The sequence below is a fragment of the Streptosporangium vulgare genome, assembly GCF_042428775.1.
GTDB classification, from domain to species: domain Bacteria; phylum Actinomycetota; class Actinomycetes; order Streptosporangiales; family Streptosporangiaceae; genus Streptosporangium; species Streptosporangium vulgare.
The window spans coordinates 26,101-47,169 of sequence record NZ_JBHMBS010000025.1 but is presented as its reverse complement, the minus strand read 5'-3'; the positions used below and the strand labels follow the sequence as shown (position 1 = coordinate 47,169).

Genomic DNA, 21,069 nt, shown 5'->3' with positions numbered 1-21,069 from the left:
CTGCCCCGTGACCTCCTCCACCCTCGCGGTTGACCCCGCGGCCTCCTCCACCCCCGCAGTCCTCTGCCCGCACCACCACCGGCCCCCCGGTGCCTTCCCACCCCGAGATCTCCACAGGAGCGCCGACCATGACCGAGCTGAGCAGCCTGATCCTCGACCGCATCCGCGACGTGCCCGACTACCCGCAGCCCGGGGTGCTCTTCAAGGACATCACCCCCCTGCTCGCCGACCCGGTGGCGTTCGACGCGGTGATCGAGGAACTGGCCGGGCTGTACGAGGTGGACAAGATCGTCGGAATCGAGGCGCGGGGGTTCATCCTGGCCGCCCCGACCGCCGTCCGGGCGGGTGCGGGGTTCGTCCCGGTGCGGAAGAAAGGCAAACTGCCCTCTGAGACGCTTGAGGCGTCCTACGATCTGGAGTACGGCTCCGCCACCATCGAGGTTCACCGCGACGCCTTCGTCCCCGGAGAGCGCGTTCTCATCGTCGACGACGTGCTCGCCACCGGAGGCACGGCGCGCGCGGCGGTGGAGCTGGTCCGCAGGGCGGGCGCCGACGTCGTCGCGGTCGCCGTGCTCATGGAGCTGGCCTTCCTCAAGGGCCGCGAGCGCCTGACCGACGTGGAGCTGCACACCCTCGTCGTCGTCTGATCGACCCCGCGGACAAATGCACACAACCCCGTCTGGATACACTGAGGGATCTGGACTCGAACGTAAGGAGTCTGAGTGCCCCGTGATGTGGTCGTCCCCGACGCGACCGCCGGCGGTGGCGGTCCCGAGACGGCCGTCCCAGCAGGCGATGCCGGTTCCGCCATGTCCGGAGCCGCCGAGGAGAAGCCGGCGGTAAGGCGAAGGCTCGCACGTTTTGGGGGGACATGGGGTGGCGGCATGAATCCGGTCCTGGAGCCGCTGTTCCGGACGGTCCGCGCGACCCATCCGAAGGCGGACCTGCGGCTCATCGAGCGCTCCTACGACGTGGCCGCCTACCACCACCGCGACCAGAAGCGTAAGAGCGGCGACCCGTACATCACCCACCCGCTGGCGGTGGCCACGATCCTGGCCGAGCTCGGCACCGACGACGAGACGCTGTGCGCGGCGCTGCTGCACGACACCGTCGAGGACACCGCCTACGGCCTCGACGAGCTGCGCTCGGACTTCGGCGACAACATCGCGCTGCTGGTCGACGGCGTCACCAAGCTCGACAAGGTCAAGTTCGGGGCCGCGGCCGAGGCCGAGACCGTGCGCAAGATGGTCGTGGCGATGTCCCGCGACATCCGGGTGCTGGTGATCAAGCTCGCCGACCGGCTGCACAACATGCGCACCATGCGCTACCTGCCCGAGCACAAGCGGCACCAGAAGTCGCGGGAGACGCTGGAGATCTTCGCGCCGCTCGCCCACCGGCTGGGCATGAACACCATCAAGTGGGAGCTGGAGGACCTCGCGTTCGCCATGCTCTACCCCAAGCGGTACGACGAGATCGCCCGGATGGTGTCGGAGCGGGCCCCGCGCAGGGACCTGTTCCTGCAGGAGGTCATCGAGAAGGTCTCCGGGGACCTGCGCGACGCCAAGATCCGCGCGGCGGTCAAGGGCCGCCCCAAGCACTACTACTCCGTCTACCAGAAGATGATCGCCAGGGACGTCGCCTTCGACGACATCTACGACCTGGTCGGCATCCGGGTCCTGGTCGACTCGGTCCGCGACTGCTACGCGGCGCTCGGCACGATCCACGCGCGATGGAACCCGGTCCCCGGCCGGTTCAAGGACTACATCGCGATGCCCAAGTTCAACATGTACCAGTCGCTGCACACCACGGTCATCGGCCCCGAGGGCAAGCCGGTGGAGCTGCAGATCCGCACCCACGGCATGCACCACAGGGCCGAGTACGGCGTGGCGGCGCACTGGAAGTACAAGGAGGACATGACCACCGCGGGTCCTCCCGGGGCGAAGCTGAAGCCCGCCAGCGACATGGCGTGGTTGCGCCAGCTCCTCGACTGGCAGAAGGAGACCGCCGACCCGGGCGAGTTCCTGGAGTCGCTCAGGTTCGACCTGTCGGTCTCCGAGGTCTACGTCTTCACCCCCAGGGGCCAGGTCATCGCCCTGCCGGAGAACGCGACGCCCGTCGACTTCGCCTACGCCGTGCACACCGAGGTCGGCCACCGCTGCATCGGGGCCAGGGTCAACGGCCGCCTGGTGCCCCTGGAGTCGCGTCTGGGCAACGGCGACACCGTGGAGATCTTCACCTCCAAGTCGCCCGACGCGGGCCCCTCGCGTGACTGGCTGAAGTTCGTCAAGTCCGGCCGGGCCCGAAACAAGATCCGGCAGTGGTTCTCCAAGGAGCGCCGCGAGACCGCGATCGAGGCGGGCAAGGAGGCGATCGGCCGCGCCATGCGCAAGCAGGGCCTGCCGCTGCAGCGCCTGATGTCCGGAGAGTCCCTCCTGGCCCTCGCCAGGGACCTGCGCTACCCGGACGTCTCCGCGCTCTACGCGGCCGTCGGTGAGGGCCACGTGGCCGCGCAGACGGTCGTGCAGAAGCTCGTGACGTCCATCGGGGGCGTCGAGGGCGCCGAGGACGACATCGCCGAGACCTCCGTACCGACCAAGCTGCGCGGGCGCCCCCGCGGCAGCGGCGGCGCGGGAGTGGTCGTCGCGGGCGACTCCGACGTGTGGGTGCGTCTCTCGCGATGTTGCACCCCCGTGCCCGGCGACGAGATCGTGGGCTTCGTCACCCGCGGGCACGGCGTGTCGGTGCACCGCACCAACTGTCCCAACATGGACCAGCTCCAGTCGGAGCCCGACCGCCTGGTCGAGGTCGCCTGGTCCGCCGCCGACGACTCGGTGTTCCTGGTCGCGTTGCAGGTCGAGGCGCTCGACCGGCCCCGGCTGCTCTCCGACGTGACCCGCACCCTCTCCGACCAGCACGTCAACATCCTGTCGGCGTCGGTGACGACGTCCAGGGACAGGGTGGCGATCAGCAAGTTCACCTTCGAGATGGGCGACCCCAAGCACCTGGGCCACGTCCTGAAGGCCGTCCGCAACATCCAGGGCGTCTACGACGTCTACCGGGTCAGCGGCGCCGGTTCCTGAGGCCCCCTCCCGCGGTCCCGTACGACCCCTGGGACCGCGCCCCGGCCTGGTCCTGATACCGGTGGCGACACGCGCTCCCGCCCTCCCGTACGCCCCCTGGGACCACGCCCTGGTCCTGATGAACCGCGGCCACACGCGCCCCCGTCGTCCCGTACGCCCCCTGGGGCCCCCGCCACAAGCGGCAGGGCCGCGGGAACACTCCGTGGTGGGAGTGTCCCCGCGGCCCTGCCGTCGTGTCAGCCGGTGACGGCGCCGGGTGTCAGGAGAACTCGGCGAGCGTGCGCTCCGCCTCCTCCAGCCAGGAACGGCGGGCGGTCAGGGCCTCCTCGGAGTCCTTGACGTCCTTGTCCCTGCCTGCCTCCCTGGCCTTGGCCAGGCGGCCCTCCAACTGCGCGATCGACTTGCGCAGCTGGTCGACCGTGTTCTGGGCGCGGGCGCGGGCCTCGGGGTTGGAGCGCTTCCACTCCGTCTCCTCGGCCTTGCGGACCGCCTCGTCGATCTTGCGCAGGCCACCCTCCAGGCGGTCGCGCTGCTCGCGCGGAACGGGGCCCGCCGCCTCCCAGCGCTCCAGGAGGTTGCGCAGGGCACCCCGCGCGGCGCGGGCGTCGGTGACCGGAAGGATCTTCTCCGCCTCGACCAGGAGCTGCTCCTTGATCTCGGCGTTCGCCGCCAGCGAGGCGTCGCGCTCGGCGAAGACCGCCGACCGCGCCTGGAAGAACTGGTCCTGGGCGCCCTTGAAACGGCCCCAGAGCTCGTCCTCGACCTCGCGGGAGGCCCTGCCCGCCGTCTTCCACTCCTGCATCAGCTCGCGGTAGGCGGACGCGGTGGCACCCCAGTCGGTGGACGAGGCCAGCGCCTCGGCCTCGGTCACGATGCGCTCCTTGGTGGACCGCACGCCCTCGCGCTGCTCGTCCAGCCCCGCGAAGTAGGCCTTGCGCCGCTTGGCGAAGGCCGTACGGGCCGCCGAGAGGCGCTTCCACAGCGCCGCCTCGGTCACCCGGTCGATGCGCTCGGCGGCCTTCCACTCCTCGATCAGCTGGCGCAGCCGCTCGCCACCGGTCTTCCAGTGGGTCGTGTCGTCGGCGATGCGCTCGGCCTCGGCGACGATCCGCTCCTTGATGCCCTTGGCCTCCGCCCTGGCCACGTCACGAGCCGCCTTGACCTCCTCCCGGCGCTGGGCGACCAGCTCCGTGAGGGTGTTGAGGCGGTTCAGCAGCGCGTCGAGATCGCCGACCGCGTGCGCGTCGGTGATCGCCTCACGGAGCTTGACGATCGTCGCCTCGGCCTGGGCGGGTGGCAGGTCGGTGCCGCGGACCCGCTGTTCCAGCAGGGTGACCTGCCCGGCCAGCTCGTCGAACTTGCGATGGAAGTAGGCAAGCGCCTCCTCCGGTTCGCCGGCCTTCCAGGACCCGACGGCCCGCTCTCCCTCAGCCGTACGTACGTAGACGGTGCCGTCGTCGTCTACCCGGCCCCACGGGTCGGTGCTCACCGTGTCCTCCCGCACTTTCATCAGCCTTTCGGGACTTACCGCCCCTTGTATGTATTACGTCAGCTCTAACTGGACATTGTCACGTCTTTGATTTCGACGGTTTCCTTCGGTGCCCCGGTGCCGTCGGGCCCCGGGGTGATGACGCCGGCCTTGTTCACCTTGTCGAGGATCTCCAGACCCTTGGTGACCGTACCGAACGGTGTGTAGTCCGGGGTCAGCGGGGCGTCGCCGAAGACGATGAAGAACTGGCTGCCGTTGGTGTCGGGACCGCTGTTGGCCATGGCCACGACACCGCGCGTGTATTTGGCGCCCTCCAGGTTCTCGTTCACGAAACGGTAGCCGGGGCCGCCCTGGCCGTCGGTCTGGCTCTTTCCGTCGGCCTTGGCCAGCGGGTCGCCGCACTGCAGCATCGGGAACTGGTCGGAGCCCAGCCGGTGGCACTTGGAACCGTCGAAGTACTTCTTCTGCGCCAGGAAGGCGAAGGAGTTGACCGTGCACGGGGTCTTCTCGGCCGACACCTTGATCACGATGTCGCCCTGGTTGGTCTTCAGGGTCATCGTCTTGGGCGTCAGGTCGACCTTCTCCGGGGGCAGGCCCACGTTCTTGGCCGGGCCGCCACCGGCCTCAGCGACGTAGCCGCAGGTGCCGGTCGCCGGGTCGAAGGCCTTGGGCTTCGCCCCGGTGTCCGCCGACGCGGCCGGGGAGGCGTTGTCCGACGGGGCCGGGTCGGTGGTCGCGGTCGCCGTCGTGTCGGAGCCCCCGAACAGGGTCGTCGCGGCGATCACGCCCGCCACCACGACCACACCGGCCACGGTGCTGCCGATGATCGCGTTGCGCTTGGCCCTGGCCTCACGTTCGACGCGTCGCTGCGTCTGCCGCTCGTAGTGCTCGCGCGCCAACTGCTTCTGGCGCTCCTTGCCGCTCACCGCTTCGCCCTCCCGAGTGCCGAGTAGTACTTAATGAGGTGGGCGAATCGTATCGGCCAATGGGTAATGGTTCGCAGCCCGCCGACCCGCACCGGTACCCTTCGGTTACATTCCCATCCGCATTCTTGACGAGATCAGCTGAGGCAGATGCTCATCGCCGGGTTTCCCGCAGGGTCCTTCCAGACCAACTGTTACGTCGTCGCTCCCGCCGCGGGCGAGGAGTGCGTGGTCGTCGACCCCGGTCAGAACGCCGTCGGCGACCTCGACGACCTGCTGCGCGAGCACCGGCTCAAGCCCGTCGCGGTGCTGGTCACCCACGGGCACATCGACCACATGTGGTCGGTCGCCCCGGTCTGCGGCGCGCGTGACGTTCCCGCGTGGATCCATCCGGAGGACCGCGACCTGCTGTCCGACCCGGGCAAGGGGCTGTCGCTGTCGACGAAGCAGCAGCTGTTCGGCGGGCTCGCCTTCACCGAGCCCGACGACGTGCGCGAGCTCGCCGACGGAGAGGTGCTGCGCCTGGCCGGCCTGGAGCTCACCGTCGACCACACCCCCGGCCATACCAGGGGGTCGGTGACCTTCAGGCTGCCCAGCACCGAGGAGATCCCGGACGTGCTGTTCTCGGGCGACCTGCTGTTCGCCGGCTCCATCGGCCGCACAGACCTTCCGGGCGGCGACTACCCGACCATCCTGCGCAGCCTGGCGGCCAAGTGCCTGCCGCTGCCGGAGGAGACGGTGGTCCTGCCCGGCCACGGACCACAGACCACGATCGGTCACGAGCGTGCCACCAACCCGTACCTCGCGGAGGCGAAGGCGGCCGCGGGAGCGGATCCCGCGGAGCTCGCGGACGGCGCGGGCACCGGGCACGACCGCGGCCCCGGCAGGGGACTTTAGACAATGACTTTGCAGGCGCCCAAGGGCACCTTCGACTGGCTTCCGCCGCGCTCGGAGCGGGCGCTCGCCGTGCGCGAGGCGCTCACCGCGCCCGCCCGCCGGGCGGGCTACGGCTACATCGAGACCCCGGTCTTCGAGGACACCGCGCTGTTCGTCCGCGGTGTCGGCGAGTCGACCGACATCGTCTCCAAGGAGATGTACACCTTCGAGGACAAGGGCGGGCGCTCCATCACGCTGCGTCCCGAGGGCACCGCGTCGGTGGTGCGGGCGGTCCTCCAGCACGGCCTGCACAACGGGCAGCTCCCGGTGAAGCTCTGGTACTCGGGCAGCCAGTTCCGCTACGAGCGGGCCCAGAAGGGCCGCTACCGCCACTTCTGGCAGGTCGGCGCCGAGGCGCTGGGCTCGGAGGACCCGGCGCTCGACGCCGAGCTGATCCTGCTCGCCGTCGACGGCTACGCCGCCCTGGGGCTCACCGGGGTCCGGCTGCTGGTCAACACGCTGGGCGACAAGGAGTGCCGCCCCGTCTACCGGGCCGCGCTCCAGGACTTCCTGCGCGGCCTCGACCTCGACGAGGCCACCCGCGCCCGAATCGAGATCAACCCGTTGCGCGTGCTCGACGACAAGCGCCCCGAGGTGCAGGCACGACTGGCCGGGGCGCCGCTCGTCGTCGACCACCTGTGCGGGGCGTGCAAGGCCTACCACGAGGAGGTCCGCGCGCTGCTGACCGCCTCCGGCGTGGCCTACACCGACGACCCCCGGCTCGTCCGCGGCCTCGACTACTACACGCGCACCACGTTCGAGTTCGTCCACGACGGGCTCGGCTCGCAGTCCGCGGTGGGGGGCGGGGGTCGCTACGACGGGCTGAGCGAGATGCTCGGCGGCCCCGCCCTGCCCAGCGTCGGCTGGGCGCTGGGCGTCGACCGCACGGTCCTGGCCATGGAGGCCGAGGGCCTGTTCGGGGACGAGAGCGCCGAGGCGCGCGTGCGGGTGTACGGTGTGCCGCTGGGCGAGGAGGCACGCCGCCGGATGTTCCTGCTCGTCACCGAGCTGCGCCGGGCGGGCCTGGCCGCCGACATGTCGTTCGGCGGCAAGGGCGTCAAGGGCGCGATGAAGGGCGCCGACCGCTCGGGTGCCGGCTACGCGGTGATCCTCGGCGAGCGAGACCTCGCCGCGGGGGTCGCCCAGGTCAAGGACCTGGCCAGCGGGGACCAGACCGCCGTGCCGCTCGCCGAGATCGTCACGATGTTGAAGGAGAGACTGGACAAATGATCCGCACGCACGAAGCGGGATCACTGCGCGAGGAGCACGCCGGGCAGCGGGTGACGCTCGCCGGGTGGGTGGCGCGGCGCCGCGACCACGGCGGCGTGGTCTTCATCGACCTGCGTGACGCCTCGGGCTCGGCCCAGGTGGTCTTCCGCGAGGAGGACGACGCCCACGGCCTGCGCGCCGAATACTGCGTCAAGGTCGTCGGAGAGGTGCGGGTCCGCCCCGAGGGCAACGAGAACCCCGAGCTGCCGACCGGCGCGATCGAGGTCGTCGCCTCCGAGGTCGAGGTGCTCAGCGAGTCCGCGCCGCTGCCGTTCCCGATCGAGGGCACCGCGGGCGTCTCGGAGGAGGCGCGGCTGAAGTACCGCTACCTCGACATCCGCCGCCAGCAGGTCGCGCACGCCATGCGCATCCGCTCCCGGGCCACCTACCTCGCCCACGAGGTGATGAACGAGCAGGGGTTCACCTACGTCGAGACCCCGACGCTGACCCGCTCGACCCCCGAGGGCGCCCGCGACTTCCTGGTCCCGGTCCGCCTCCAGCCGGGCAGCTGGTACGCCCTGCCCCAGTCGCCCCAGCTGTTCAAGCAGCTTCTCCAGGTCGCGGGGCTCGAGCGCTACTACCAGCTCGCCAAGTGCTACCGCGACGAGGACCTGCGCGCCGACCGGCAGCCGGAGTTCACCCAGATCGACGTCGAGATGTCCTTCGTGGACCAGGACGACGTCATCGCGCTGGGCGAGCGGCTCATCGGCCGCATCTGGAAGGAGACGGCCGGCTACGACCTGCCGACGCCCCTGCCCCGGATGACCTACCGCGACGCCATGGCGCGCTACGGCTCCGACAAGCCCGACCTGCGCTTCGGCCAGGAGCTCGTCGAGATGACCGGCTTCTTCGCCGACACCACCTTCCGGGTGTTCCAGGCCCCGTACGTGGGCGCCGTGGTCATGCCTGGCGGTGCCTCGCAGACCCGCAAGGAGCTGGACGGCTGGCAGGAGTGGGCCAAGTCGCGCGGCGCCAGGGGCCTGGCCTACGTGCTGGTGGGCGAGGACGGCGCGCTCGGCGGGCCGGTCGCCAAGAACCTGTCGGAGACCGAGTCGGCCGGCCTGGCCGCCGAGGTCGGCGCGGCGCCCGGTGACGCGATCTTCTTCGCGGCCGGCGCGGCCTCCGCCTCCCGTGAGCTGCTCGGCGCGGCCCGCCTGGAGATCGGCCGTCGCTGCGGCCTGATCGACGAGTCGGCCTGGAACTTCCTGTGGGTCGTCGACGCCCCCATGTTCGAGGAGGACGGCGAGGGCGGCTGGACCGCGGTCCACCACCCCTTCACCGGCCCCAAGCCCGAGTGGGCCGACACCTTCCAGGACCAGCCCGGCGAGGCCCTGGCCTACGCCTACGACATGGTCTGCAACGGCATGGAGATCGGCGGCGGCTCGATCCGTATCCACCGGGCCGAGATGCAGCAGCGCGTCTTCGACGTGCTGGGCATCTCCAAGGAGGACGCGGAGAGCAAGTTCGGCTTCCTGCTGGAGGCGTTCAAGTACGGCCCCCCGCCGCACGGAGGCATCGCCTACGGCTGGGACCGGATCTGCATGCTCCTGGCGGGCACCGACTCCATCCGCGACGTCATCGCCTTCCCGAAGACGGCCTCCGGGTTCGACCCGCTCACCGGCGCGCCCACCCCGATCACGGTGGAGCAGCGCAAGGAGGCGGGCGTCGACGGCAGGCCCAAGGCCGACGCCTGATCCGGGGCCTGCCCCGGATGTGAGCAGGACGTGACGAAAGCCCCCGGACGGTGTTCCGGGGGCTTTCGTCGTGTCCGGGCAGGGAACTCGCAGGGATGGGGCGCGGCGATGCCCTCCGATGCCCTCCGATGCCCTCCGGGCGCCTCACTGGCCTCCTGAGCGACCCGCGGGGCCACCGGGTCCTCTGGGGGGCGGGAGGGGCTCACGGCCCGCACACGGCCGCGCTGAGGTCCGTACCGGCCGCGTACCGGCCACGCGCCATTCGGGGCGCCCGCGTGCGGGACCGGTCAGGGGTGTGCGGGGCAGCGGCCCGTCCGGGGCACGAAGGCGCGGGTCCGGCAGGGGGTACAGGGGCGCGGAGCCGGCAGGGGTACGAGGGCGCCGGCGTGTCCGGGGGCGGACGTGGAAACGCCCCGCGGGTCGTCCGACCGGCGGGGCGTCCTGTGGCGGCGGGGCGCCGCGGGCCCGGCTAGGAGAGCCGCACGTTCTTGATGATCACCGGGATCTTGGGGGCGTTGGAGCCGCCGTCGCCGGTGATGTCGTCGGGGTTGGTGATCCACCCGCCCGCGGCGATCTTCTCCAGGATCTCCATCCCCTGGGAGACCACACCGAAGGGCGTGTAGGCCTTCTCCACCTGCTCGGTCTCGTTCCCGAGCGAGATCCAGAACTGGCTGCCGTTCTGGTTGACGGCGTCGACCGCCTGGGCCACCGCGACCGTGCCCTTGCTGTACGGGATCCCGCCGAGGTTCTCGCTGTCGTAGACGTAGCCCGAGCTGCCCTGGCCGTCGGTGGGGTTCTTCCCGTCGGCCTTGGCCTGCGGGTCGCCGCACTGCAGCAGGCTCACGCCGGAGTTCTCGGGGGTGGCCAGGCGGTGGCACTTGGTGTTGTCGAAGAAGTTCTTCCTGGCCAGGAAGGCGAAGGAGTTGACCGTGCAGGGAGCCTGCGCGGTCGCCAGGTCGATCACGACGTCGCCGTGGTTGGTGGTGATCGTCATGGTCTTCAGCTTCAGGTTGGGCTTGGCCGGCGGCGTGCCCACGTTCTTCGCCGGGCTGCCGCTGGTGTCCTTGCGATAGGAGCACTTCGTGCTGGTCGGATCGGCCGTGAAGGTCGGCTCCGGCGTCGCGGCCGCGGTGTCCGAGGGAACCGGTGAACTGCTGGCGGCGGGCTTGGCCTTCACGTCGTCACCGTCGTTTCCCAGAAGGGTGACCCCGGCGAACAGTCCTCCCGCGACGACGACCAGTGCGGCGACGGTCCCGATGACGACGTTGCGCTTCGACGCGGTCGTCTGCTCGGCACGCTTCGCCTGCCGCTCCTTGTGTTCCCGAGCCAGCTGGCTCTGGCGGTCCTCGGCGCTCACCGCTATGTCCTCCAAGATTGATGTTCCATGGTTACGGGCTGGCGAAAAGAGTACCGGCCCCAACATGTGCTGTACGTAAGTGGAGGAATTCATCAGATGGGGCAGAGGGGAAGACGAGATCTCCTCACGCTCCCCATAGCCCACCTGTGGTGGGATCCCTGTACTTGCTGATGATGAGCCACGTACTACCGGAGTGTCCCCATGTTCGACGAGATCCTCGGTCTGCCCCTCCACCCCCTGGTCGTTCACGCGGCCGTGGTCCTGACACCGCTCCTCGCGGTGCTCGCCGCCGTGTACGCGCTGGCGCCCCGCACGCGGCCGGTGCTCACCTGGGCGGTGGCCGGGCTCGCCCCGGTCGTGCCGGTGAGCGTCTTCGTGGCGAGGGAGAGCGGGGAGGCGCTGGAGGAGGGCCGCTTCGCCTCCGCCGGGGGACAGCTCGGCGAGCGCATCGCCGAGCACGCGGGCTTCTCGCTTCCCCTGCTGCTCGTCGCCTTCGTCCTCGGAGTGGTGTCGCTGGCCCTCGTCTACGTCACGCGCGGCGACAGGTTCGGCCGCCCGGTCGAGCTGGCGGTCTCGGCGCTGACCGTGGTCCTGGCCGTCGTGACGCTCTACTACGTGGTACGGACCGGGCACAGCGGAGCCGTCACGGTCTGGGGAAACTGAGCCCGTACGGCCCCTGGAGGCCGGGGGCCGGGGGAGGCCGGCAGGGCCGGGGCCCCGCCGGGCTGACGGTACTGTCTCAGGCGTGGACAGCCTGTTCGATTCGGCGGCGGAGGAGGCCCATCGCGGCCAGGAGCCCCTGGCGGTGCGGATGCGCCCCCGGAGCCTGGACGAGGTGATCGGCCAGCGGCACCTGCTGGGCCCCGGCACGCCGCTGCGCCGCCTCGTCGAGGCCGAGGCGCCGATGTCGCTGTTCCTCTGGGGCCCTCCGGGCACCGGCAAGACCACCCTCGCCTACGTGGTGGCGGGTGTCACCAAGCGCCGCTTCGTGGAGGTCTCCGCGGTGTCGGCGGGCGTCAAGGAGGTCCGCGCGGCCATCGAGCAGGCCCGGCGCGAGCTGGGCATGTCCGGCCGCCAGACCGTCCTGTTCGTCGACGAGGTGCACCGCTTCAACAAGGCGCAGCAGGACGCCCTGCTGCCCGCCGTGGAGAACCGCTGGGTCACCTTCATCGGCGCCACCACCGAGAACCCCTTCTTCTCCGTCATCTCGCCGCTGCTGTCGCGTTCGCTGCTGCTGACCCTGGAGTCGCTGTCGGAGGACGACATCCGGGTGGTGCTGGAGCGCGCCGTCACCGACCCGCGCGGCCTGGACGGGAGGGTGAGCCTGGCGCCGGAGGCCGCCGAGCACCTGGTGCGGCTGGCCGGCGGCGACGCCCGCAGGTCGCTCACCTACCTGGAGGCCGCCGCGCTGATCGCCGACGGCGAGGTCACCGTCGAGGTGGTGGAACGGGCGGTGGACAAGGCGGCCGTGCGCTACGACCGCCAGGGCGACCAGCACTACGACGTGATCAGCGGTTTCATCAAGAGCATGCGGGGCTCCGACGCCGACGCCGCACTGCACTACCTCGCCCGGATGATCGAGGCGGGGGAGGACCCCCGGTTCATCGCCCGCAGGATCGTCATCTTCGCCTCGGAGGACGTCGGCATGGCCGACCCCACCTGCCTGCAGGTCGCGGTGGCCGCCGCCCAGGCGGTGGAGTTCATCGGCCTGCCCGAGGGGCGGCTCAACCTGGCCCAGGCCGTCATCCACTGCGCGCTCGCCCCCAAGTCCAACGCGGTGATCAACGCCATCGGCGCGGCCTCCGCGGACGTGCGGCGCGGCAACATCGGCCACGTCCCCAACCATCTGCGCGACTCCCACTACGCGGGGGCCAAGCAGCTCGGCCACGGCAGGGGCTACAAGTATCCCCACGAGTTCGAGCACGGCCTGGTCCGCCAGGAGTACGCCCCCGAGGAGCTCAGGGACCGGCGCTACTACCAGCCCACCCGCCACGGTGCCGAGGCGGGCTTCGCCGACCGCTGGTCCAGGATCCGCGCCTTCCTGCGCGGGGAGTGACCCTCCGGGTCTCCTGGACATCTCGCGGGGGGACGTCCCGTCGCCGCCGCGGGGGCAACCGTGGCCGCGCGGCCCCGGCCCGGGGCTCACCCCTCCGGGTGGCGGTCACCGGCGGGCGGGGTGCGCCGGCGCGGGAAGCGCATGGTCAGCAACCGGGCGCGCGGGGCGACCCGACCGGCCAGGCCGAACAGGGCCTCGGTGCGCGAGCGGTCGGCGTCGAGGTGGGTGAACAGGTTGACCCCCAGGTAGAAGGTGATCGCCGCGTAGGCCAGGTCGCGGGGCGGCAGCAGTCTCGCCAGCGGTGATCCGCCGATGACCCGCTCCAGGGTCTGCTCGACGAAGTCGATCCACGGCTCTGAGCGTTTGACGATCTCCTCCTTCAGCTCCGGCCTGGCGATGCTCGCGCCGACGAGTTCGGAGAAGAGCGTGATGTGCCCGCCCTCCAGGTCGGCCCGGTAGATCCCGTTGGCGACCTCGACGAGCTCCTCCAGGGTGCGGGCGCCGGCCACGGCCTCGCGGTAGGTGGCCATCCGCTGCTCCGAGGAGCGGTCGAGCGCGGCCAGCAGCAGCGGGTCGACGCCTCCGAAGTGGTAGAAGACCAGCGCCGAGTTGACCTCCGCCGCCTTGGCGATGCTGCGGGCGCTGGTCCCGGCGTACCCCTCGGTCCGCAGGACCAGCGACGCGGCCTCGACCAGCCGCTCGCGCGTCTCGGCTCCCGGCTGCCTGCTCACTCGTGTCTCCCCGCTCCGGCCCGCTTCGCCGGTCTTGATTGCGCCGCCTTCCTGAGCATACGGTTTAATCGACTGATTAAACCGATCGATGAAGACTGAGAAGGGGCTCATGAACGACCTGCCGAGCGATCCCCCAGAGATTCCGGAACCGCTCCCAGGCCCCGGCGAGGATCCCGGGGCGCGGCGCGCGCTGGCCGGACTGGTGCTCGCCCTGTTCGCAGGCCTCCTCGCCTACCGGGTGCTGCGCGCGGGCCACCTGGAGCAGACGGCGCTGTTCTACGTCGGCGTCCCCGCCGTGATCGCCGTCACCGTGGTGCTCACCGTCAGGCCCAGGACCGTCACGGGGCTGATCATGGCGGTGATCACGGTCGCCCTCGCCATCGCCGGGCCCCTGCTCAACGAGGGGGTCGTCTGCCTGCTCTTCGCGGCCCCGATCTTCTACCTCGTCGGCCTGCTGGTCGGGCTCGCCGTCGACCACTCCCGAAGGCGCGGCAGCAACGGCCTCGTCGCCCCGCTGGTGCTGCTCGCGGCGCTCGGCGGGGGCGGCGAGATGGTCGCGCCGCCGCGCGACAGCGAGGTGACCGTGGTCCACCCGGCCTCGGGGGCACGGGTGGAGCGGACGCTGGCCGTCGCCCCCCGGTTCGGCCGCGTCGACTCGCCGTTCCTGCGGCTGGGCTTCCCCACGCCGGTACGGGCCGAGGGGGCGGGTCTGGAGGTCGGCGACCAGCGGGAGATCACCTTCACCCCGCGCCGCCCCCTGGGCCTCGGCGCCCTCCCCGAGCCGCGCTCGATGACCCTGCGGGTCAAGGAGCGGTCGCCGGAGCGGGTGACGTTCTCGGTGGTCCGCGACACCACCGTGGCGCGCTGGATGGATCTGCGGGAGGCGGAGTTCGCCTGGGGCGGGGACCGGCTCTCCGTGACACTGCGCTACGGCCGCACCTTCGACCCCGGCTGGTACTTCGGTCCCCTCCAGCGGTACGCCGCCGCCGAGGCCGCCGGATACCTGGCCGGGACCTTCACCCGGTGAGCGACCCCGCCCTGGTCCGGGGCCTGGCGCTCATGGTCCCCGTCGCCGCCGTGCTGGCCGCGGCGGCGCGGCGCCGGCCGGGGGAGCGCGAGGTCGCCGCGGTGATCCTCGCCACGGCCTGGAACCTGCTGACGCTCGCCGCCGTCAACGCCCTAGCCGCGCATCTGGGCTGGTGGCGCTTCCAGGCCGAGGGCGCCGTCTACCGTGGGGTCCCGCTTGACCTGCTGCTGGGCTGGGCGCTGCTGTGGGGCGCGCTCCCCGCCCTGGTGGCGCCCAGGACTCCGCTGCCGCTGACGGCCGCCGTGACGGCCTGGCTGGACCTGGCGGTGATGCCGCTGGGCGAGCCCGTCGTCGTCCTCGGCGAGCACTGGCTCGCGGGCGAGTCGGCGGCGATCGCGGTGTGCCTGGTCCCGGGGTTGCTGCTGGCCCGCTGGACGCTGGACGACCGCGCGCTGTTCGCCCGCTCCCTGACGCAGGTCGTCCTCGCGGGCGGCCTGGGAGTGGTCCTGCCCGTCGCGCTGACCGGGGTCTGGCGGCAGCCGGGCTGGGCGCTCGGCCTCCTCGTCCAGGCGCTCGCCGTGCCGCTGCTGCTCGGCGTGGCCGCGGCGCGCGAGTTCGCGGTCTCCGGGCGCGGCACCCCTCTGCCGTACGACCCCCCGAGAAGGTTGGTGACCACCGGGCCCTACGGCTACGTGCGCAATCCGATGCAGGTCTCGATGGCCGGCGCCTATCTCGTCCTCGGCGTGTTCGACGCGCGGTTCCTCGCCGCGGCGCCGGTCGTCGTCGCCTACGGCGCCGGCCTGGCGGCCTGGCACGAGGGGGAGCAGCTGGCCGGGCGTTTCGGCGCGGAGTGGGCGGACTACCGGCGGGCGGTGCGCCCCTGGGTGCCGCGCCTGCGTCCTGTCATGCCCCCGGCCTCGGTGTACGTGGCCGCCGGCTGCTCCACCTGCTCGGAGGTGGGACGGTGGATCGTCGCCAGAAGGCCCTCGGGGCTGCGCGTGCCGGCGGCCGAGGACCACCCGGGGGGACTCCGCCGGATCACCTACGAGCGCGCGGACGGGCAGGCGTTCCAGGGCGTGGCCGCGGTCGCGCACGTCCTGACCCACATCCACCTCGGCTGGGCGCTGGCCGGCTGGCTGCTCATGCTCCCCGGGATCACCTGGTTCGCGCAGCTGTGCGTGGACGCCTTCGGCTACGGCCCGCGTCCCCCGCGCCCGCCGTACCGGCCGAGCCCGGAGAAGCCGAGCGCGGAGAGAACGAGTGCGGAGAGAACGAGTGCGGAGAGAACGAGTGCGGAGAGAACGAGTGCGGAGAGAACGAGTGCGGAGAGAACGGGCCCGGAGAGGTCGAGCGCGGAGGGACCGGGCCCGGAGGGCCGGGAACGTCCGGGGAGCTCGCGCCGATCCCGAGGGGCCGCCCCCGGGGGCGCGCGGTAAGCGGGGATGAGTGGTATCGGGCACGATAGGGTTTTGCCAATCCGCCCGACCATGGCCGGGGTCACCTATGAACCTATGAGGGGAGCGGGTCCGCAGATGCTTACCGCAGGAGAGGTCGCGGGGCTGATCGCCGCGATGGCCTGGGCGATCCTGGTCTCCTTCATGGCCGTCGTCATGGTCAGGCTGGCCCGGCTGCTCACCGAGACCACCAAGATGGTCTCCCAGCTGGGCGACCGCGTCGTGCCGCTGCTGGAGGACGTGTCGGCCGCCGTCGGCGAGACCAACCGGCAACTGGTCGCGATCGAGGCCATCACCAGGGACGTCAAGCAGGTGAGCGGGCATGTGGCCAGGGTCAGCGACGTCACCCAGAACCTGGTCACCGGCCCGATGATCAAGGTCGCGGCCCTCACCCACGGCGTCCGCAGGGCCCTGGGCTCCCGCCGGCGGGCCAGGCCCGCCGCGCAGGCGCTGGAGAGGCGCCCGCGATGATCCGCAGGCTGTTCTACATGGGCCTGGGCGCGTTCGGCGCGGTGTGGACCATGCGTAAGCTTCAGGCACTGCACCCGAACCACCTGGCCAGAAGGGCCGTGCGCAACGCCGGCGGCGCCCTGGAGCAGGCACGCGACCTCGCCGGGGAGGCCCTGCGGGGCGCGGCCGAGCGGGAAATCGAGTTGCGGTCCAGGTTCGGGCTCGACACCGTGGAAAACCCCTATCACTCAAACGTAAAGGATGGCCGCTGACATGGAGTCGGCAGAGATCGCCCGCCGCTTCCTGCGCTTCTTCGAGGAGCGTGGGCACACCATCGTGCCCTCGGCCAGCCTCATCGCCGAGGACCCGACGCTGCTTCTGGTCAACGCGGGCATGGTCCCCTTCAAGCCCTACTTCCTGGGCCAGCAGAAGCCGCCCTACAAGCGGGCCGCCAGCGCGCAGAAGGTCGTGCGGACCCTCGACATCGACGAGGTCGGCAAGACGACCAGGCACGCCAGCTTCTTCCAGATGCTCGGCAACTTCTCCTTCGGCGACTACTTCAAGGAGCAGGCGATCCCGTTCGCCTGGGAGCTGCTGACCAGGCCCGAGTCCGAGGGCGGGTTCGGCTTCCCCGAGGACCGCCTCTGGGCCACCGTCTACCTCGACGACGACGAGGCCGCCGACATCTGGCGCAAGGTCGGGGTGCCGCAGGAGCGCATCCAGCGCCGCGACCTGGCCGACAACTACTGGCACATGGGCGTGCCGGGCCCCGGCGGCCCGTGCAGCGAGATCTACTACGACCGCGGCCCCGAGTACGGGCGCGAGGGCGGCCCGATCGCCGACGAGAACCGCTACCTCGAGGTGTGGAACAACGTCTTCATGCAGTACCAGCTCAGCGCGGTACGCAGCAAGATCGACTTCGACATCGCCGGCGAGCTGCCCGCCAAGAGCGTCGACACGGGCATGGGCCTGGAGCGCATGGCGGCGATCCTGCAGGGCGTCGACAACATCTACGAGATCGACACCACGTACAAGATCCTCGACCGGGCCGCCGACCTCACCAAGACGCGCTACGGCCGCGACGAGCGCGCCGACGTGTCGCTGCGGGTCGTCGCCGACCACGTCAGGACCGGCGTGATGCTCGTCGCCGACGGGGTGCTGCCCTCCAACGAGGGCAGGGGCTACGTGCTGCGCCGCATCCTGCGCCGCGCCATCCGCAACCTGCGCCTGCTCGGCGCGGGCGAGGAGCGCTACATGCACGAGCTCACCGCCGTGACCGTCGACGTGATGGGCGAGCAGTACGAGGAGCTCAGGGCCGACGCCCCGCAGATCCACGGCGTCATCGACGCCGAGGAGGCCTCCTTCCTCGGCACCCTCCGCACCGGCACCGCGATCTTCGACGTGGCGGCCGAGGAGACCAAGCGCAAGGGGAGGGCCACGCTCGCCGCCGACCAGGCCTTCCAGCTCCACGACACCTACGGCTTCCCGATCGACCTCACCCTGGAGATGGCCTCCGAGCAGGGGCTGCAGGTCGACGAGGAGGGCTTCCGCCGGCTGATGAAGGAGCAGCGCGACCGGGCCAAGGCCGACGCCGCCTCCAAGAAGACCGGCAACGCCGACATCTCGATCTTCGGCACGCTCCTGGAGAAGACCGGCAAGGTCGAGTTCCTCGGCTACGACCATGTGACGGCCGAGGCCGAGGTCGTCGGCCTCCTCGTCGACGGCCTCTCCGTCCCCGCGGCTGGCGCGGGCACCTCGGTCGAGGTCGTGCTGGGCCGCACGCCCTTCTACGCCGAGGGCGGCGGCCAGCTCTCCGACCAGGGCGTCATCCGCACCGGCGGGGCCGAGGTGGAGATCGTGGACGTGCAGTCCCCGGTCCCCGGCGTCGTCGTACACCGGGGCAAGGTCCGCTTCGGGGAGATCCGGGTGGGCGACCAGGCCCAGGCCGAGATCGACGTCGAGCGGCGCCGGGCCATCTCGCGCAGCCACACCGCCACCCACCTGGTGCACCGGGGCTTCCGCAACGCGCTGGGCGAGACCGCGGCGCAGGCCGGTTCCGAGAACTCGCCGGGCCGTTTCCGCTTCGACTTCACCGCCGCGGGCGCCGTGCCGCCCAGCGTGCTGCGCGACGTCGAGGACGAGGTGAACGCCGTCCTCATCAACGACCTGCGCGTCAACGCCTTCCACACCTCCCAGGCGGAGGCCCGCGCGATGGGCGCGCTCGCCCTGTTCGGCGAGAAGTACGGCGACACCGTCCGCATCGTCGAGGTCGGCGAATACTCCCGCGAGCTCTGCGGCGGCACCCACGTCGCCAGCTCCGGGCAGCTGGGCCTGGTCAAGGTGCTCGGCGAGGCCTCGATCGGCGCGGGCGTGCGCCGGGTGGAGGCCCTGGTCGGCCTCGACGCCTTCCGCTTCCTGGCCAGGGAGAGCGTGCTCGTCGCCCAGCTGTCGGAGCAGCTCAAGGCCCGCAGGGAGGAGCTGCCCGAGCGCATCGAGGGCATCGTCACCCGGCTGCGCGCCGCGGAGAAGGAGCTGGGCGCGCTGCGTTCGGCCCAGGTGCTCGCCGGTGCGGGGCAGATGGCGGAAAGCGCCGTCGACCTGCACGGGGTGTCCGTCGTGACGCACCGCGCGCCTGATGGCACCTCCCCCGACGACCTGCGTAAGCTCGCGCTTGACGTGCGCGGCCGGTTCCCGGGTGATCGCGCCGCGGTGGTCGTCGTCGCCGGTGTGCCCGGTGACCGGCCGGTCGTGGTGGCCGCGGTCAACGAGGCGGGGCGCGGCCGGGGCCTGAAGGCGGGCCGCCTGGTCGGCGTCGCCGCGAAGGCGCTCGGAGGTGGCGGTGGCGGCAAGGATGACGTCGCTCAGGGAGGCGGGGTGCGTCCCGAGGCGATCGGCGAGGCGCTCGCCGCCGTCGAGCAGGCGATCGCGCAGACGCTCACCTGATGAGGAACGACGCCCTCGCGCCGGGTCCGGCGCGCGGGCGGAGACGGGAACGATGAGAAACGGCATTCGGCTGGGCGTCGACGTCGGTTCGGTCCGCATCGGCGTGGCCCGCAGCGACCCCTCGGGGTTGCTCGCCACGCCGGTGGAGACCGTCCGGCGCGGCAAGGGCGACCTCGACCGGCTCGCGGAGATCGCGGCCGAGTACGAGGTCGTCGAGGTGGTGGTCGGCCTGCCGACCTCGCTCTCCGGGCGCGAGGGGCAGGCGGCGGAGGCCGCCCGCGACTTCGCGAACCGGATCTCGCAGCGGCTGGCGCCCGTCCCGGTGCGGCTGTTCGACGAGCGGCTGACCACCGTCACCGCCCAGCAGGGCCTGCGGGCCAGCGGGGTGAAGGCGAAGAACCAGCGTGGCGTGGTGGACCAGGCGGCCGCCATCGTGCTGCTCCAGGCCGCGCTGGACGCCGAACGCGCCACCGGCAGGCCCCCCGGCGCTCCGGCCGGGCCTCCCTCCGGCGGGGGGGACGCCGGGCGGCCGGGCGGCGGAACCGCTCGGTGAGCCGTCTGCGGCCGGTGTGGCTGTGGGTGGCCGGGACGTCCGTGCTCGCCGCCGCCACCGGGACGGCCGGATTCCTGGTGATCCGCCCCTATCTCGTGCCCGCCGACTTCGAGGGGCCGGGGTCGGGCACGGTCGTCGTCGAGATCCCCCGGGGGGCGAGCGCGGCCCAGATCGGGCTGGTGCTGGCCGACGCCGGGGTGGTGGCCAGTGCCAGGGCGTTCGTCACGGCGGCGAAGGAGCAGGCCAGGACGGGCGACCTGCCCCCCGGCCGCTTCAGGCTCCGTAAGGGCATGGCCGCGCTGTCGGCGCTCGGCATGCTGGCGGCGCCCGGGGCGCGGGTGGTCCGCACGGTCACCGTCCCCGAGGGGCTCCGCCTGCCCGAGCTGCTCGACCTGCTCGCCGAGGAGACCGGCATGCGCCGGGCCGACCTGGTCAGGGCCGCGGCCGACGGGCGGGCGCTGGGCCTGCCCCGGTACGCCGGGAGCGCCGAGGGCTTCCTGTTCCCCGCCACCTACGAGATCGAGCCGGACACGACCGCTCCGGCCCTGCTCGCCGCGATGGTGGAACGTTACAAACAGGTGGCCGCCCAGTTGAATCTGAGGAAACGGGCGGTGAAGAGAGGGCTCTCGCTCCGGGAGGCCGTCACGGTGGCGAGCATCGTCCAGGCTGAGGGCGGGCGTGATCCGGACTACCCGAAGATCGCTAGAGTGATCTACAACCGGATCAGGGCCCGGACGCCGCTCCAGTTGGACGCCACGGTGCTGTACGCACAGGGGCGCAGGACCCTGGAGGTTTCCGAGAGGGACACCGAGGTGAGGTCCCCGTACAACACCTACCTCAAACCCGGCCTGCCGCCCGGGCCCATCGCGAACCCCGGGGAGAAGGCGTTGATCGCGGCACTCCAGCCAGATCAAGGTGATTGGTTCTGGTTTGTTACTACCAATCCGGAGCATAGAATCACGAAATTCACTGACAAAGAGAGTGAGTTTGTGAGATACCGGGAACAGCTGAACAGATACCTCGGGAAGCGTTGATGCCCGGCGGAATACCCTCCGTTCCGCCGCAGGCGGCAACCCGCACCCGCGGTTCAGACGACGGCTCCCGGAG

The 21,069-nt window shown here is 71.5% G+C and carries 18 protein-coding genes; 14 read left to right on the top strand and 4 right to left on the bottom strand.

Annotation, left to right across the window (positions count from 1 at the left end; all coding sequences use genetic code 11):
* The first annotated feature begins 128 nt into the window (after positions 1 to 128).
* Together ACFFRH_RS34800 and ACFFRH_RS34795 are read left to right on the top strand one after the other, a co-directional pair.
* On the top strand, positions 129 to 647 hold the full coding sequence (locus tag ACFFRH_RS34800) for an adenine phosphoribosyltransferase (RefSeq protein ID WP_386161655.1): 519 nt from the start codon (positions 129 to 131) through the stop codon (positions 645 to 647).
* A 237-nt stretch (positions 648 to 884) separates the two neighbouring features.
* Complete coding sequence (locus ACFFRH_RS34795; protein ID WP_350967490.1) at positions 885 to 3,080, top strand: RelA/SpoT family protein; 2,196 nt, start codon at positions 885 to 887, stop codon at positions 3,078 to 3,080.
* Between the two features lie 259 nt (positions 3,081 to 3,339).
* Here ACFFRH_RS34795 and ACFFRH_RS34790 read toward each other — a convergent pair whose 3' ends face one another.
* Complete coding sequence (locus tag ACFFRH_RS34790; RefSeq protein WP_386161653.1) at positions 3,340 to 4,569, bottom strand: DUF349 domain-containing protein; 1,230 nt, start codon at positions 4,567 to 4,569, stop codon at positions 3,340 to 3,342.
* Between the two features lie 65 nt (positions 4,570 to 4,634).
* Positions 4,635 to 5,495 (bottom strand): peptidylprolyl isomerase, encoded by an 861-nt coding sequence (locus ACFFRH_RS34785; RefSeq protein WP_386161652.1) that lies wholly within the window; start codon positions 5,493 to 5,495, stop codon positions 4,635 to 4,637.
* 147 nt (positions 5,496 to 5,642) lie between these two features.
* Here ACFFRH_RS34785 and ACFFRH_RS34780 point away from each other — a divergent pair, with 147 nt between their 5' ends.
* The 3 genes from ACFFRH_RS34780 to aspS are packed head-to-tail and all read left to right on the top strand — an operon-like array spanning position 5,643 to position 9,391.
* Positions 5,643 to 6,389: an MBL fold metallo-hydrolase gene (locus ACFFRH_RS34780; RefSeq protein ID WP_386161651.1), complete on the top strand. Its 747-nt coding sequence runs from the start codon at positions 5,643 to 5,645 to the stop codon at positions 6,387 to 6,389.
* Positions 6,390 to 6,392: 3 nt separating this feature from the next.
* Positions 6,393 to 7,658 (top strand): histidine--tRNA ligase, encoded by a 1,266-nt coding sequence (gene hisS, locus ACFFRH_RS34775; RefSeq protein ID WP_386161650.1) that lies wholly within the window; start codon positions 6,393 to 6,395, stop codon positions 7,656 to 7,658.
* Positions 7,655 to 9,391: an aspartate--tRNA ligase gene (aspS, locus tag ACFFRH_RS34770; RefSeq protein ID WP_386161648.1), complete on the top strand. Its 1,737-nt coding sequence runs from the start codon at positions 7,655 to 7,657 to the stop codon at positions 9,389 to 9,391. The genes hisS and aspS overlap by 4 nt, the downstream gene beginning before the upstream one ends.
* A 469-nt stretch (positions 9,392 to 9,860) precedes the next feature.
* On the opposite strand, the gene ACFFRH_RS34765 is transcribed toward aspS, so the two are convergent.
* The gene (locus ACFFRH_RS34765; protein ID WP_386161646.1) at positions 9,861 to 10,748 is read right to left on the bottom strand and encodes a peptidylprolyl isomerase; all 888 of its coding nucleotides are present in this window, start codon (positions 10,746 to 10,748) and stop codon (positions 9,861 to 9,863) included.
* A gap of 201 nt (positions 10,749 to 10,949) precedes the next feature.
* Here ACFFRH_RS34765 and ACFFRH_RS34760 point away from each other — a divergent pair, with 201 nt between their 5' ends.
* Together ACFFRH_RS34760 and ACFFRH_RS34755 are read left to right on the top strand one after the other, a co-directional pair.
* Entirely contained in the window at positions 10,950 to 11,411 is a 462-nt protein-coding gene (locus tag ACFFRH_RS34760) for a DUF2231 domain-containing protein (RefSeq protein ID WP_386161644.1), read from the top strand.
* Positions 11,412 to 11,493: 82 nt separating this feature from the next.
* On the top strand, positions 11,494 to 12,804 hold the full coding sequence (locus ACFFRH_RS34755) for a replication-associated recombination protein A (RefSeq protein WP_386161642.1): 1,311 nt from the start codon (positions 11,494 to 11,496) through the stop codon (positions 12,802 to 12,804).
* An 86-nt stretch (positions 12,805 to 12,890) separates the two neighbouring features.
* Here the strand turns inward: ACFFRH_RS34755 and ACFFRH_RS34750 are convergent, their stop codons facing one another.
* Positions 12,891 to 13,535: a TetR/AcrR family transcriptional regulator gene (locus ACFFRH_RS34750; RefSeq protein ID WP_386161641.1), complete on the bottom strand. Its 645-nt coding sequence runs from the start codon at positions 13,533 to 13,535 to the stop codon at positions 12,891 to 12,893.
* Between the two features lie 88 nt (positions 13,536 to 13,623).
* Between ACFFRH_RS34750 and ACFFRH_RS34745 the strand changes: the two genes are divergently transcribed.
* The 7 genes from ACFFRH_RS34745 to mltG all read left to right on the top strand — a co-directional run bounded on the left by ACFFRH_RS34745 (position 13,624) and on the right by mltG (position 20,996).
* The gene (locus tag ACFFRH_RS34745; protein WP_386161640.1) at positions 13,624 to 14,562 is read left to right on the top strand and encodes a hypothetical protein; all 939 of its coding nucleotides are present in this window, start codon (positions 13,624 to 13,626) and stop codon (positions 14,560 to 14,562) included.
* Positions 14,559 to 15,998: an isoprenylcysteine carboxylmethyltransferase family protein gene (locus ACFFRH_RS34740; protein WP_386161639.1), complete on the top strand. Its 1,440-nt coding sequence runs from the start codon at positions 14,559 to 14,561 to the stop codon at positions 15,996 to 15,998. The genes ACFFRH_RS34745 and ACFFRH_RS34740 overlap by 4 nt, the downstream gene beginning before the upstream one ends.
* A 96-nt stretch (positions 15,999 to 16,094) precedes the next feature.
* A complete protein-coding gene (locus ACFFRH_RS34735; RefSeq protein WP_386161637.1) occupies positions 16,095 to 16,487 on the top strand; it encodes a DUF948 domain-containing protein in 393 nt (130 codons plus the stop codon).
* Entirely contained in the window at positions 16,484 to 16,738 is a 255-nt protein-coding gene (locus tag ACFFRH_RS34730) for a hypothetical protein (RefSeq protein WP_386161635.1), read from the top strand. Before ACFFRH_RS34735 ends, ACFFRH_RS34730 begins: the two co-directional genes overlap by 4 nt.
* Before the next feature lies 1 nt (position 16,739).
* A complete protein-coding gene (gene alaS, locus ACFFRH_RS34725) occupies positions 16,740 to 19,409 on the top strand; it encodes an alanine--tRNA ligase (RefSeq protein ID WP_386161633.1) in 2,670 nt (889 codons plus the stop codon).
* Between the two features lie 52 nt (positions 19,410 to 19,461).
* Positions 19,462 to 19,962, top strand: a complete 501-nt coding sequence (gene ruvX, locus ACFFRH_RS34720; RefSeq protein WP_386161631.1) for a Holliday junction resolvase RuvX — start codon at positions 19,462 to 19,464, stop codon at positions 19,960 to 19,962.
* Positions 19,959 to 20,996 carry an endolytic transglycosylase MltG gene (gene mltG / locus ACFFRH_RS34715; protein WP_386161629.1) on the top strand — a complete coding sequence of 346 codons (1,038 nt, stop codon included), beginning with the start codon at positions 19,959 to 19,961 and terminating at the stop codon, positions 20,994 to 20,996. Before ruvX ends, mltG begins: the two co-directional genes overlap by 4 nt.
* Positions 20,997 to 21,069: the final 73 nt, after the last annotated feature.

Coding starts and splice junctions, on each gene's coding strand:
- hisS (WP_386161650.1), top strand. CDS start 6,393: ATGACTTTGCAGGCGCCCAAGGGCACCTTCGACTGGCTTCCGCCGCGC.
- ACFFRH_RS34795 (WP_350967490.1), top strand. CDS start 885: ATGAATCCGGTCCTGGAGCCGCTGTTCCGGACGGTCCGCGCGACCCAT.
- aspS (WP_386161648.1), top strand. CDS start 7,655: ATGATCCGCACGCACGAAGCGGGATCACTGCGCGAGGAGCACGCCGGG.
- ACFFRH_RS34730 (WP_386161635.1), top strand. CDS start 16,484: ATGATCCGCAGGCTGTTCTACATGGGCCTGGGCGCGTTCGGCGCGGTG.
- ACFFRH_RS34780 (WP_386161651.1), top strand. CDS start 5,643: ATGCTCATCGCCGGGTTTCCCGCAGGGTCCTTCCAGACCAACTGTTAC.
- ACFFRH_RS34760 (WP_386161644.1), top strand. CDS start 10,950: ATGTTCGACGAGATCCTCGGTCTGCCCCTCCACCCCCTGGTCGTTCAC.
- ruvX (WP_386161631.1), top strand. CDS start 19,462: ATGAGAAACGGCATTCGGCTGGGCGTCGACGTCGGTTCGGTCCGCATC.
- ACFFRH_RS34745 (WP_386161640.1), top strand. CDS start 13,624: ATGAAGACTGAGAAGGGGCTCATGAACGACCTGCCGAGCGATCCCCCA.
- alaS (WP_386161633.1), top strand. CDS start 16,740: ATGGAGTCGGCAGAGATCGCCCGCCGCTTCCTGCGCTTCTTCGAGGAG.
- ACFFRH_RS34735 (WP_386161637.1), top strand. CDS start 16,095: ATGCTTACCGCAGGAGAGGTCGCGGGGCTGATCGCCGCGATGGCCTGG.
- ACFFRH_RS34800 (WP_386161655.1), top strand. CDS start 129: ATGACCGAGCTGAGCAGCCTGATCCTCGACCGCATCCGCGACGTGCCC.